Source organism: Burkholderia sola (assembly GCF_905400185.1).
GTDB classification, from domain to species: Bacteria; Pseudomonadota; Gammaproteobacteria; order Burkholderiales; family Burkholderiaceae; genus Burkholderia; species Burkholderia sola.
This window is the reverse complement of record NZ_FR989677.1, coordinates 1,020,230-1,033,430: the sequence shown is the minus strand read 5'-3', so window position 1 is coordinate 1,033,430 and position 13,201 is coordinate 1,020,230. Positions and strand designations below refer to the sequence as shown.

11 protein-coding genes and 1 pseudogene are annotated in these 13,201 nt (G+C 62.1%); 8 read left to right on the top strand and 4 right to left on the bottom strand.

Going from position 1 to position 13,201, the window contains the following annotated elements; translation table 11 throughout:
* Window positions 1-99: 99 nt before the first annotated feature.
* Window positions 100-807, top strand: a complete 708-nt coding sequence (locus KR541_RS36870; RefSeq protein ID WP_252996716.1) for a hypothetical protein — start codon at window positions 100-102, stop codon at window positions 805-807.
* A gap of 315 nt (window positions 808-1,122) precedes the next feature.
* Here the strand turns inward: KR541_RS36870 and KR541_RS34735 are convergent, their stop codons facing one another.
* The gene (locus KR541_RS34735; protein WP_050014203.1) at window positions 1,123-1,635 is read right to left on the bottom strand and encodes a hypothetical protein; all 513 of its coding nucleotides are present in this window, start codon (window positions 1,633-1,635) and stop codon (window positions 1,123-1,125) included.
* A gap of 590 nt (window positions 1,636-2,225) precedes the next feature.
* Here KR541_RS34735 and KR541_RS34725 point away from each other — a divergent pair.
* Window positions 2,226-3,230: a hypothetical protein gene (locus KR541_RS34725; RefSeq protein WP_216090175.1), complete on the top strand. Its 1,005-nt coding sequence runs from the start codon at window positions 2,226-2,228 to the stop codon at window positions 3,228-3,230.
* 84 nt (window positions 3,231-3,314) lie between these two features.
* On the opposite strand, the gene KR541_RS36865 is transcribed toward KR541_RS34725, so the two are convergent.
* Window positions 3,315-3,542 carry a hypothetical protein gene (locus tag KR541_RS36865; protein ID WP_050014205.1) on the bottom strand — a complete coding sequence of 76 codons (228 nt, stop codon included), beginning with the start codon at window positions 3,540-3,542 and terminating at the stop codon, window positions 3,315-3,317.
* Between the two features lie 202 nt (window positions 3,543-3,744).
* Window positions 3,745-4,347, bottom strand: coding sequence for a LysE family translocator (locus tag KR541_RS34715; RefSeq protein WP_050014206.1), 603 nt, complete (start codon window positions 4,345-4,347; stop codon window positions 3,745-3,747).
* A gap of 794 nt (window positions 4,348-5,141) precedes the next feature.
* Here KR541_RS34715 and KR541_RS34710 point away from each other — a divergent pair.
* The 4 genes from KR541_RS34710 to KR541_RS34695 are packed head-to-tail and all read left to right on the top strand — an operon-like array spanning window position 5,142 to window position 10,717.
* On the top strand, window positions 5,142-6,758 hold the full coding sequence (locus KR541_RS34710) for a tryptophan halogenase family protein (protein WP_050014207.1): 1,617 nt from the start codon (window positions 5,142-5,144) through the stop codon (window positions 6,756-6,758).
* Window positions 6,758-7,843 (top strand): monodechloroaminopyrrolnitrin synthase PrnB family protein, encoded by a 1,086-nt coding sequence (locus KR541_RS34705; protein ID WP_050014208.1) that lies wholly within the window; start codon window positions 6,758-6,760, stop codon window positions 7,841-7,843. Before KR541_RS34710 ends, KR541_RS34705 begins: the two co-directional genes overlap by 1 nt.
* A gap of 54 nt (window positions 7,844-7,897) precedes the next feature.
* A complete protein-coding gene (locus KR541_RS34700; protein WP_050014209.1) occupies window positions 7,898-9,598 on the top strand; it encodes an NAD(P)/FAD-dependent oxidoreductase in 1,701 nt (566 codons plus the stop codon).
* Between the two features lie 24 nt (window positions 9,599-9,622).
* Window positions 9,623-10,717 (top strand): Rieske 2Fe-2S domain-containing protein, encoded by a 1,095-nt coding sequence (locus KR541_RS34695; RefSeq protein WP_216090222.1) that lies wholly within the window; start codon window positions 9,623-9,625, stop codon window positions 10,715-10,717.
* A 186-nt stretch (window positions 10,718-10,903) separates the two neighbouring features.
* On the opposite strand, the gene KR541_RS34690 is transcribed toward KR541_RS34695, so the two are convergent.
* Window positions 10,904-11,416 (bottom strand): Lrp/AsnC family transcriptional regulator, encoded by a 513-nt coding sequence (locus tag KR541_RS34690; protein WP_050014210.1) that lies wholly within the window; start codon window positions 11,414-11,416, stop codon window positions 10,904-10,906.
* 170 nt (window positions 11,417-11,586) lie between these two features.
* Here KR541_RS34690 and KR541_RS34685 point away from each other — a divergent pair, with 170 nt between their 5' ends.
* Window positions 11,587-12,603 (top strand): 1-aminocyclopropane-1-carboxylate deaminase, encoded by a 1,017-nt coding sequence (locus KR541_RS34685; protein WP_050014211.1) that lies wholly within the window; start codon window positions 11,587-11,589, stop codon window positions 12,601-12,603.
* Between the two features lie 72 nt (window positions 12,604-12,675).
* Window positions 12,676-13,065, top strand: a pseudogene (locus KR541_RS34680) (pyruvate dehydrogenase (acetyl-transferring), homodimeric type); the annotation flags it as partial.
* Between the last annotated feature and the right edge of the window lie 136 nt (window positions 13,066-13,201).

Here is a 13,201-nt window from a genome sequence, read left to right as displayed (position 1 = left end):
TGTTAGGAGGGTCACTTTGGGGGCGGCGGAGCGCGCCCGAGACGGGCCCACGCCGCTGTCGGCATACAAAAAATTTGCAATCGGGAGAGCGGAGCGACGATGTGCAAAAAAGGCCGTACTTCGCATTTCGCTGCGCAGCGGTACGATGTAATGCATGATTTTTTGGGAATTTCTCATGCCGCATGCGCGCAGCCCAGCAGGGGCGGCGTCGGACTGGAAGTCGAGAAGGGGTTGCGGCCGACACCGGCAGATCCGGTATTCCAATGGCCTTCGATACGCGGGCGCGGCGACGGAGATTGCAAAGTGAAACGCCCGATGACCGTTGTCCGGCAGACGTTCATTGAATGGTGCATCGGCTACATGAAATTCCAACTCGGCGACGCGATGTCAGTCGGACTGATGTCCCTCGACGACGCTCTGTGGAGCGCGCTGGAAAGAGGGCGGTACGGCTTCCTCTCGGGCGACATGATCGAGATCGGCCGGCGCGTGTTTCCGGATGCGCCGAATGCCTTTCTCATTGTGAAGAATGTCATCGATCGCCGTACAGATGGGCGCCCCAAAGCGGCAGAACCGCTGGAGGTATTCGCAATGGAGCTTGGAATGCTGGGCTATGCGGCATTCCGTCTGTGGTGGACTCAAATGGTTGCTGAGTTCCGGCAAGCTAGCACGCAAAATTCGTCCCTCGCAGCAACGGTTTTGTCGGCCGCACTCGTTGAAGGCGCGCTGACGTTTGTAGTGAAGCATGCACGTTCGCTCAATTTGGGAACGATGGGTTCGAAGAGTTTCGACGGTCCGACGACAAGCTGACGCATCGACGACCTCGTATCCAGCGCTGCGGCAGGCGGGAAGACTGCAATTCTCCATCCGACAACCAAGCTTCGCGCGGACACATTAATTCGAGCAAGGCAACGGATACATGCTGGTCGAATGCTCTCCGAGTTTCCTGGCGGACCGCCAGATCTACGACCGGAAGACGCTCGCGACGCAAAGATGACTGCGGAGCAGGTCGTTCGTCGCGTTGTAGATCGGCTGCATTTGCATCCACCTCAGAAAGTAAACTAGAGGCGTCGGGGCGCGGTAGGCATATCGCGATGCAGGCAGACGGCACAGGATCAGTGCAATTCATAGGGGCTGGCTCGTCGTGCTGCGCTGTGAATCACGGTGCGTGTGGTCGTGACCGTTCTTGCTGGCCGCCATCACGTCCTGCCGCATGGTGGGCGGTCCCGCCATGCTGGCCGCGTCACCATTCGGCTCTTCGCCTTGCATTACGTCCCGGTCGAGGGCAATCGCCCGCGCCGAGTTCGTCAGTGCGCCGCCCGCCGTTATGCTGATGTCGTTCGACGCCTGAATGGCGATTGACGGCGCCGAGAGCTGGGTGCGCGCCGGTGACACGTTGTCGATGCCGTCGGCGAGCAGGGCGACATACTGCTGCGACACGCCCGACAAGACCGTCGTTACATAGACCGAATCCGTGGGAACTCCTTGATCCACGCGACGAACGGGGACCTGCATGCCGTCGGCCTCGGTCGCGCCGTCCATGAAGCCGACTTCGAGCATGTCGGACGTATCGCGTTTCGTAGCGAACTCGCGCAACGCGGCAGCGACCCGATTGCCACCCGACACCACGCTCGCCATAACGTCACCACGGCGAATACGGATCCATGTTGCGCGATGGCGGCACTGTTACGTAGCGCATCATGCGATACGCGGTGGTCGCCGCCCGGAACGCCGCGCCGCATGGTGTCTGGTTGAACCATTGCGCGCTGCCGGCTGGCACGTTCATTTCGGTCGAGACCGAGACGCTGCCTTCGGTGGCGCTGAGGATACGTCCGACCAACGGCCGCGGTCAGCTGAACTGGCGGCGCTCATTGTCGCGCCACCTGCGGGCTGGTTCAACTGCGCAATGTGAGCGACCAGCATGTTGCGTAGTAGCGCGCGAATCCTGAGGTCATGGACAGGACTACACGGGCCGTTGTCGCAGTACAACTGCACCTCGTCCAAATAGAGTTGGTCGAGCTTTGGATAGCGCGTCGCCCCCGCGCCGTGGTCGAATGTGACGATGCGAGTTGACATGGTAAATTTCATGTCCCGAGCGCTTGATCACTTTTACGAGCTACGGGAGTCTACCTTTGCGCCGATAGACACGAAATCCGCGCATGGACGTTCGCTAGATTTTCAGCGACCTTATCCAGAGACTTCAATTTTTCGTTCTGCGTTGGAGGCGAATGTTGGAATCGAACATCGGTAGCTTCGCACAGATGCTACGGCAACATGGGTTACAGAAAACAATCAGTGCCATTGTGCCGGTTGCATCAGCGTTTGGAATCATCTGCTTAACCGTATATTTTGGAACGCTCGAGTTCACGCCGGATATTTCTTTCGCTCAGGGAGCCCTTGTAGCCGTACAAGCGGGCTTGACCGGTGGACTTCTTCTGGCGGTGCTCATAATTTCGCTGTCTGTACCGGCGTGGGTCTATTACATGCTTGGGATTAGGCCGGCAGAACTCGTGTCCCTAAGACGTCGACGCGAGGCGATTAACCACCTCGTCACCAGATTTTTCTGCACACAAGCGTTGACGATCTCCGGGGTGGCTGCGCTCGCCTACTTTCCTCAGCGTGCTGAGCCTCACGCAGCTATTTGCGTAGGTGTTGCTGTAATCGGGTTCATATGGTCCGTTATTTTCCTTGTGTCATGTCCGCGCGTGTGGGGTGTGGAGGCATTGGAGAGTCGATGGACATTTTTCGTGTCGGTTGTTTTAGGCATATTCACGACGGTATCCTCGCTGGTAACCTTGAACTTGCTCTGGGCGAGTTCGCCTGGCCATCATAGCAATTTTTGGTTTCTGATCACCGTCTTCGTCGTTGTCATGTTGGGAGGGGCACAGGTGGCTATTGGGCTCCGGGATGTGGGCGCACAGTTAAGTATCGGCGTCATGCTGGTACTCGAGATAAGTCTATTGCTTGGGCCGCCGGTGCCTCGATTTATCGCAAACGCGGTTGGTATTGCTGAGAAGACACCGGTAGACCTATTGGTTGGCAATGATCTGTGCAATACCATTCGTATATCTGCTGCCACACCCAAGCTTCGATGTGAGGAGAAAGGTCCCTCCCTCGTAAAAAGCGTCGAAGTCCCTAACTCGTTGGGGAATCGATGGGTGATTCGTATTCCTGCGTCAGGAAAGATATTGATTATTCCCGGCAAGGACTTGACCTTTGTGCGTGAGAATTAGCTGACACATGGTCCACTTCCACGTGTTTTCAATCCTTGGCGAGCGACGTAAGGGCCGTCCCGGGCTTCTTCGGGTAAAGCTGTTTCAGCCGCTCTTGATGTCTGAACGCTCGGTCGCTATCGCGTCGACATCGGCACGACGCGGAGGCTCAAAGATCAGCTCTGTGCGAATCGCGGGCAGTTCCTGATGTTCGGCCAGCCACAAATTGCCTTGAGCTTCGCGTGCAGGTCGAGCACCCGCCGGTGACGAAATCAGGTCGGTCGGTAGCGGCGTCGCATAGTCCTTCCAGTCCGGATTGCGCGCGACGAGCATGCGCAGTGTCGGGGCGACATGCACGGAGGCCACGCAGTTGTGGGAGCCTGTATTTTCGGGATGTGGAACGCATCCAAGAACCAAGAAATTCTCATACCGTTATCTGGTCCGCAGATTTACGCAGAGGGACACGACGCTCGTGCGGCAGGGATGGCGATGTGGCCGAGGCGTCCGCGGGCGTTCGCGGGAACGCCCGCGCCAGTCAGCGGTTCACGACCGAGTACACGAGCGTGCCGGAGAACATCAACAGCACGAGCGACGCGCCGCGCAGCAGCGTCGACGTACGGGCGGCCCACGCGCGTTGCGAAGTGAGGAGCCCGCCGAGGGACGACCAGCCCACCCCGATCGGCGCGAGCACGACCAGAAATACGACGAGCGCCCACGCGAAATAGTGTGCGGACCTGAACGCCTCCAGCGGAAACAGCGTGCTCGAGAACAGCAGCGCCTTCGGGTTCATCATCGTCGCGACGAACACGTCGCGAAAGCGCACCGGCGCGACCGATACGTCCTGCAGCACGCGGCTATGCGTCCACATCCTGAGCGCGAGGAAAAAGATGTAGACGGAACTCGCGAGCTTGACCACGTCATACAGCCAGGGCCGGCCGGCAGCGAACGTGGACAGAAAGAATCCCCATACGGCAATCGCGATCGCATAGCCGAGCGCCTCCGCGACGACCAGCGGCCACGTGCCGCGCAGGCCGACCTTCAACCCGGACGACAGCAGCAGCGTATTGGTCGGCCCCGGCACGATCAGCACCAGCGAGACGTACATCGACATTTTCAGCAACGCTTCCTGGATGGGCACGCGGCCTCCTCGATTCGTCAGTGTCGCGGTTCGCGTCCGGCCGAAGCGGCGCGCCGCTGAAATGGCGGTTGACCTTCATGCACAGACCGTTCGATCTGCGCTTCCGTGAGCTTGCCCGTTTTCATCGCATGGCCTTCGTGTCCGCCCGGGCACATGATGACGAATTTCTCTGCCGGCGAGTCGGATTATTTTTGGGTCGAGATCACGATCGTCGAAATGCGAAAAGGTCGGAAGCTTTATATTTGAAGTGGTGAATTATTTGTTTCTTTCATGTGAATTGCGTCTGTCATTTCGCATATTTTTTGAAGAAATGATTCTTGAGTCATGCGCGCAAAATGAAAAAATTAATTTTGTTGTTTCGAAAAAATTGAATCGGTCGTTGTGAGGTATTTGGTCGATATTTTCAGGTATTTAGAATTTCTCTGGACAGCCGGGGATTGATATGAAATTTTTCGAGATGTGCCATCATGAACGCTGCTATTGTGTGTCGGACAGTCAAGCACAAGGTACGACGATCCCGGAAACAATTAGGTTGACTGAATTTGTAAATGCACTAATGGCAATCACCGTATCGTAAATTCAATTTGTCGAAGCAGAATCCATTCCGTGGTGTGCCTCCGCGTGCGATGGAGGCTTCGCGTTGTCGCCTGACTTCGCTGCGATTCACTATGCCTTTTCGGTGTCATTTGTCGTGATGGACCGGGCGCGTCATTACGCGTTACCGGACGAGTGGCTGGTTCAATTCGACAAGGCGACACTATCCATTCAGGTTTCAAATCCCATGGGAAGCGTTCATGAGTAATCCGATCAAGAATATCGTCATCGTGGGCGGCGGCACGGCGGGCTGGATGTCCGCGTCGTACCTCGTCCGGGCGCTCCAGCACCACGCGAACATCACGCTCGTCGAATCCGCGGCGATCCCCCGGATCGGCGTGGGCGAGGCGACCATCCCGAGTTTGCAGAAGGTGTTCTTCGACTTCCTCGGGATACCGGAGCGGGAGTGGATGCCCCAGGTGAACGGCGCGTTCAAATCCGCGATCAGGTTCGTGAACTGGCGGAAGTCGCCCGATGGTTCGCGCGGCGATCACTTCTACCATTTGTTCGGCAACGTGCCGAACTGCGACGGCGTGCCGCTGACCCACTACTGGCTGCGCAAGCGCGAACACGGCTTCCAGCAGCCGATGGAATACGCGTGCTATCCGCAGACCGACGCGCTCGACGCGAAGCTGGCGCCGTGCCTGGCCGACGGCACCCGCCAGATGTCCCACGCGTGGCACTTCGATGCGCACCTGGTGGCCGACTTCCTGAAGCGCTGGGCCACCGAACGCGGGGTGAAGCGCGTGGTCGACGAGGTCGAGCAGGTTCACCTGAACGATCGCGGCTACATCGCCAGCCTGTCCACCAAGGAAGGGCGCACGCTGGAAGCGGACCTGTTCATCGACTGCTCCGGCATGCGCGGGCTCCTGATCAACCAGGCGCTGAAGGAGCCCTTCATCGACATGTCAGACCACCTGCTGTGCGACAGCGCGGTCGCCAGCGCCGTGCCCGCCGACGACGCGCGCGACGGGATCGAGCCGTACACGTCGGCGATCGCGATGAACTCGGGGTGGACCTGGAAGATCCCGATGCTCGGCCGGTTCGGCAGCGGCTATGTGTTCTCGAGCAAGTTCACGTCGCGCGATCAGGCCACCGCCGACTTCCTCGACCTTTGGGGGCTCTCGGACAAGCAGCCGCTCAACCAGATCAAGTTCCGGGTCGGGCGCAACCGGCGCGCGTGGGTCAACAACTGCGTCGCGATCGGGCTGTCGTCGTGCTTTCTGGAGCCGCTGGAATCGACGGGCATCTACTTCATCTACGCGGCGCTTTACCAGCTCGTGAAGCACTTCCCCGATACGTCGTTCGACCCGCGGTTGGCCGACGCATTCAACGCCGAAATCGTCTACATGTTCGATGACTGCCGGGATTTCGTGCAGGCGCACTATTTCACCACGTCGCGCGACGACACCGCGTTCTGGCGCGCGAACCGGCACGACCTGCGGCTGTCGGACGCGATCAAGGAGAAGGTCGAACGCTACAAGGCGGGGCTGCCGCTGACCACCACGTCGTTCGACGATTCCACGTACTACGACACCTTCGATTACGAATTCAAGAACTTCTGGTTGAACGGAAACTACTACTGCATTTTTGCCGGCCTGGGACTGCTGCCCGACCAGTCGCTGCCGCTCTTGCGGCACCGGCCGGAGTCGATCGACAAGGCCGAGGCGATGTTCGCGCGGATCCGGCGCGAGGCGGAGCGTCTGCGAGCGACCCTGCCGACGAACTACGATTACCTGCGCTCGCTGCGCGCGGGCGATGCGGGACTGTCCCGCAGCCAGCCCGGGCCGACGCTCGCGACGCCGGAGATCCTGTAGTGGACCGCGCCCCGGACCGGGTACGCGCGATCGCGGCCACGCACGCTGCCGTGGCGGCCTGCGACCCGCTGCAGGCGCGCGCGCTCGTCCTGCGGCTGCCGGGCCTGAACCGTCGACAGGATGTGCCGGGCATCGTCGGGCTGTTGCGCGAGTTCCTCCCGGCGCGCGGCGTGCCCTCGGGCTGGGGCTTCGTCGAAGCCGCCGCCGCGATGCGCGACATCGGGTTCTTTCTGGGATCGCTCAAGCGGCACGGACACGAGCCCGTGGATGCGGTGCCCGGGCTCGAGCCGGTGTTGCTCGACCTGGCGCGCGCGACCGGCCTGCCGCCGCGCGAGACGCTGTTGCACGTGACGGTCTGGAACCCCGCGGCGGCCGACGCGCAGCGCAGCTACACGGGGCTGCGCGACGAAGCGCACCTGCTCGAGAGCGTGCGCATCTCGATGGCCGCGCTCGAGGCGGCCATCGCGTTGACCGTCGAGCTGACCGACGTGCCGCTGCGTTCGCCCGCGTTCGCGCAAGGGTGCGACGCGCTGGCGGACTATCTGCAGAAAATGGTCGACTCGATCGTCTACGCGTATCGCTTCATCTCGCTGCAGGTGTTCTACGACGAGCTTCGTCCGTACTACGAACCGATTCGAGTTGGCTGTCAGAACTACCTCGGCCCTGGTGCGGTCGAAATGCCCCTTTTCGTGCTGGAGCACGTGTTGTGGGGGGCGCGATCGGACCACGAGGCTTATCTGGAGTTCAAGGAGACGTACCTGCCCTACGTGCTTCCCGCGTTCAGGGCGATCTACGCGCGGTTCGCCGGGCGGCCGGCGCTCGTCGACCGCGTGCTCGGCGAAGCGCAAGCGGCCCGTGCGCGCGGCGAGCCGGTCGAGGCCGGGTTGGCGGCCCTCGACCGCGTATTCGAGGTCCTGCTGCGTTTTCGCGCGCCGCACGGCAAATTGGCCGAGCGTGCGTACGAAGTCGGGCGAAGCGGCCCCACGATCGGCAGCGGCGGGTACGCACCGAGCATGCTCGGCGATCTGCTCACGCTCACGCGCGCGGCACGGTCACGCGTTCGCGCCGCGCTCGACGCGCGCTGACGGCGCGACGCGGGCGGCGGCCATGTGTTCCATCTCACCAGGAGAGTTTGCCCCATGACTCAGCAGAGCCCCGCGAACGGGCGCGACAGCAACCACTACGACGTGATCATTCTCGGCTCGGGCATGTCGGGCACCCAGATGGGGGCCATCCTGGCCAAGCAACGGTTTCGCGTGTTGATCATCGAGGAATCGTCGCATCCGCGCTTCACGATCGGCGAATCGTCGATCCCCGAGACGTCGCTGATGAACCGCATCATCGCCGATCGCTACGGCATTCCGGAGCTCGACCACATCACGTCGTTCTATGCGACGCAGCGTTACGTCGCGTCGAGCACGGGCATCAAGCGCAACTTCGGCTTCGTGTTCCACAAGCCCGGCGAGGAGCACGACCCGAAGGAGTTCACGCAGTGCGTGATTCCCGAGCTGCCATGGGGGCCCGAGAGCCACTATTACCGGCAGGACGTCGACGCGTACCTGTTGCAAGCCGCCATCAAGTACGGCTGCACGGTTCGCCAGAAGACGAGCGTGACCGAATACCACGCCGACCAGGACGGCGTCGCGGTGGCCACCGCCCAGGGCGAACGCTTCACCGGCCGCTACATGATCGACTGCGGCGGGCCGCGCGCGCCGCTCGCGACCAAGTTCGGGCTGCGCGAAGAGCCGTGCCGTTTCAAGACGCACTCGCGCAGCCTCTACACGCACATGCTCGGGGTCAAGCCGTTCGACGACATCTTCAAGGTCAAGGGGCAGCGCTGGCGCTGGCACGAGGGAACCTTGCACCACATGTTCGAGGGCGGCTGGCTCTGGGTGATCCCGTTCAACAACCACCCGCGATCGACCAACAACCTGGTGAGCGTCGGCCTGCAGCTCGACCCGCGTGTCTACCCGAAAACGGACATCTCCGCGCAGCAGGAATTCGACGAATTCCTCGCGCGGTTCCCTAGCATCGCGGCGCAGTTCCGGGATGCCGTGCCGGTGCGCGACTGGGTCAAGACCGACCGTCTGCAGTTCTCGTCGCGCGCGTGCGTCGGCGACCGCTACTGCCTGATGCTGCACGCGAACGGGTTCATCGATCCGCTGTTCTCCCGCGGGCTCGAGAACACCGCGGTGACCATCCACGCGCTCGCGGCACGCCTGATCAAGGCGCTGCGCGACGACGACTTCTCCCCCGAGCGCTTCGAGTACATCGAGCGCCTGCAGCAGAAGCTGCTGGACCACAACGACGACTTCGTCAGCTGCTGCTACACGGCGTTCTCGGACTTCCGCCTGTGGGACGCGTTCCACAGGCTGTGGGCGGTCGGCACGATCCTCGGGCAGTTCCGGCTCGTGCAGGCGCACGCGAGGTTCCGCGCGTCGCGCGACGAGCGCGCCCTCGATCATCTCGACGACGATCCCCCGTACCTCGGGTACCTGTGCGCGGACATGGAGGGGTACTACCAGTTGTTCAACGACGCCAAAGCCGAGGTCGAGGCCGTGAGCGCGGGGCTGAAGCCGGCCGGGGAGGCCGCAGCGCGGATTCACGCCCTCATCGACGAACGCGAATTCGCGAAGCCGATGTTCGGCTTCGGATACTGCATCACCGGCGCCAAACCGCAGCTCAACAACTCGAAGTACAGCCTGCTGCCGGCGATGAAGCTGCTGCACTGGACGCAGACCAGCGCGCCGGCGGAGGTGAAGCGGTACTTCGACTACAACCCGATGTTCGCGCTGCTCAGGGCGTACGTCACGACCCGCATCGGCCTGGCGCTGAAGTAGTCGACCGACCCCGGAATGAAAATGATAGACGACGTTCAATTGAATCAAGTGCGCGCCAGCGAGCATCCGTCGGCGGCGTATGACGCGACCACGCGCGTGGCCGCGAGCTGGTACGTCGCGATGCGCTCGGACGACCTCAAGGACAAGCCGACCGCGTTGACGCTGTTCGGCCGCCCGTGCGTCGCGTGGCGCGGCACGACGGGCCGGGCCGTGGTGATGGACCGCCACTGCGCGCATCTTGGCGCGAACCTGGCCGACGGGCAGATCAAGGATGGGTGCATCCAGTGCCCGTTTCACCACTGGCGGTACGACGAGCACGGCCAGTGCGTGCATATTCCCGGCCACAGTGCGGCGGTGCAGCGCCTGGAGCCGGTGCCGCGCGGGGCGCGCCAGCCGACGTGGGTCACCGTCGAGCGGTACGGCTACGTGTGGGTCTGGTACGGCTCTCCGCAGCCGCAGCACCCGCTGCCTGAAATCGCCGCGGCCGACGTCGACAACGGCGACTTCATGCACGTGCACTTCGCGTTCGAGACGACCACGGCGGTGTTGCGGATCGTCGAGAACTTCTACGACGCGCAGCACGCGACCCCCGTCCACGCGCTCCCGGTCTCGGCCTTCGAGCTCAAGCTCTTCGACGATTGGCGCGCGTGGCCGGAGGTCGAGCCGCTGGCAAGGGCCGGTGCGTGGTTCGGCGCCGGGATCGATTTCAGCGTCAACCGGTACTTCGGGCCCCTCGGCATGCTGTCGCGCGCGCTGGGCCTGAACATGTCGCAGATGAACCTGCACTTCGACGGCTACCCCGGCGGGTGCGTGATGACCGTCGCGCTGGACGGAGACGTCAAGTACAAGCTGCTCCAGTGCGTGACGCCGGTGAGCGACGGCAAGAACGTCATGCACATGCTGATCTCGATCAGGAAGGTGGGCGGCGTCCTGCGCCGCGCGACCGACTACGTGCTGTTCGGGCTCCAGACCCGGCAGGCCGCGGGGTACGACGTCAAGATCTGGAACGGGATGAAGCCGGACGGCGGCGGCGCTTACAGCAAGTACGACAAGCTCGTGCTCAAGTACCGCGCGTTCTACCGCGGGTGGGTCGACCGCGTCGGCTCGAGCGAGCGGTAACGCATGAGTCGGCGGCGCTGGCCGGCCCGGTGTCGGTCGCGCCGCTTCGTCCGGCGCTCGCGAACCGCGGCGCACTGAGCGACCGCGTGTCGCCTTCGCGTGCCGCGAGTCGGCCGGATCCGCTTCCGCGCGATTGTCGCCGGTGCGTTCCAGCGTGCACAGGAAAGGGCCCGCCTGTCTCAGCCGCTATATGGCGATCTGCGTCGAAGAAAAAACCTGCTTGAGCACCATGAAAGTCCGAATCTGACGCACGCCGGGCAGATAAAGCAGTTGCTCGGCATGGAGCCGGTTGAAGCTTTCGCTGTCGCGGGTGCGCAGCATCATGAAGTAGTCGAACTCGCCGGTCACCACATGGCATTCCATGCAGCCGGATACGTTCTGTGCCGCTTTTTCAAACGCGGCAAAGGATTCGGGCGTCGATCGATCCAGCACGACCCCGATGATGACGACCATGCCCGCGTCGAGGGCAGGCGCGTTGAGCAACGCGACGATTCCTCGGATCAAACCGAGGCTCTTGAGCCGTTCGACGCGGCGCAAACAGGCCGGCGCACTCAAATTCACCTTCGCCGCCAGCGCGACGTTCGAGATCGATGCGTCCTTCTGAAGGGCGCGCAGGATCGCTTTGTCCGTACGGTCAAGTTCGACGTGGCTCGCGTCCGCCGGGTGCGATTTGTCGAGAAATTTTGTTGTCGATTTCATCGATTCGAAAAAATTTGCGTTCGTCGGGATGGGGAAAATTGTATTTCAAAGCACGGAGGAGGAAATATGTTTGCAACCACGTTTCGAGGGTATTTCACTAGAATTTCTTCATGCCCGGTCGCCCTGACGACAGGCGTCCGAACCCACCGCCCATCTTTCGGAGAACCTCCGTGAACCTCGATCGCTTTCCCCGCCACAAGCTGACCTTCGGACCCACCCCCATTCATGAGTTGCCGCGCCTCGGCAAGGCGCTGGGCGGCAAAGTGCAGCTCTATGCAAAACGCGAAGACTGCAACAGCGGCCTGGCGTTCGGCGGCAACAAGACCCGCAAGCTCGAGTACATCGTGCCGGACGTGCTGGCGAGCGGCGCCGACACGCTGGTATCGATTGGCGGCATCCAGTCGAACCAGACGCGTCAGGTCGCGGCAGTCGCGGCTCATCTTGGCCTGAAATGCGTGCTGGTTCAAGAAAACTGGGTCAACTACTCGGATGCTGTGTATGACCGCGTCGGCAACATTCAGATGTCCCGCATGATGGGCGCCGACGTTCGGCTGGTCAGCGACGGCTTCGACATCGGCATTCGCCCGAGTTGGGAAGAGGCGCTGGAGAGTGTCCGCAACGCGGGCGGGAAGCCGTATCCGATCCCCGCCGGTTGTTCCGAGCATCGGCTTGGCGGCCTCGGGTTCGTCGGTTTCGCGGAGGAAGTGCGCGCCCAGGAAGCTGAACTCGGATTCAAGTTCGACTACATCGTCGTGTGTTCGGTGACCGGAAGCACGCAGGCCGGCATGGTCGTCGGGTTCGCGGCGGATGGACGCGCGGATCGCGTGATCGGTATCGATGCGTCGGCCAAACCCGAGCAGACGCGCGAGCAGATTCTTCGCATCGCACGCCAGACCGCCGATCTCGTGGAACTCGAGCGGCCGATCGAGGACGCGGACGTGGTGCTCGATACGCGCTACGGCGGCCCTGAATACGGCCTGCCGTCGGAAGGGACGCTCGAAGCGATTCGACTGTGCGCGAAGACCGAGGGAATGCTGACCGACCCGGTTTATGAAGGCAAGTCGATGCACGGAATGATCGATAGGGTGCGCCGCGGCGAGTTTCCGGAAGGGTCCCGGGTCTTGTATGCGCACCTCGGCGGTGTCCCCGCATTGAACGCATACAGCTTCCTGTTCAAGAACGGTTGAGGCTTTGGCCGCGTTCCGACTGCAAGTGAAGTCGGAACGCGGCGTGCATATCGCCAATTCGGGGCGCCAAGTATGGACATGCAGAATCGACTTCCGACCAGCACGATGACGGATCCCGACCCGGAGGAACTCAGGGAATGGTGCGACGCGCTCGATGGCGTGTTGCATGCGTGGGGCGGCGATCAAGGCAACGCACGTGCACGCCATCTTCTCGACTCGTTGTTGGCGCATGCACACACCCGTCGCGTCGCGTGGCGGCCGCCGCTGGTCACGCCGTACGTCAATACCGTGGCGCCCGACGAGCAGCCGGCCTATCCGGGCGATCTGCACCTCGAGCGGCGGATCGCGGCGTTGATACGGTGGAACGCGCTCGCGATGGTGGTTCGCGCCAACCGTGCGCTGGGTGAACTGGGCGGGCACATTGCAAGCTATGCTTCCGCCGCGGATTTGTTTGCTATCGGTCTGCTAGCGTCGCCCCTGCGCGGGGCGGCGGTCACTTTTCTTTGTCTTCCAAAGAAAAGTAACCAAAAGAAAGGCGCGTCCTTGGGCGGACGGCAAAGGAGGTCCTGCTCAGGGTCGTGGTTTCCTTGTTGTCCCA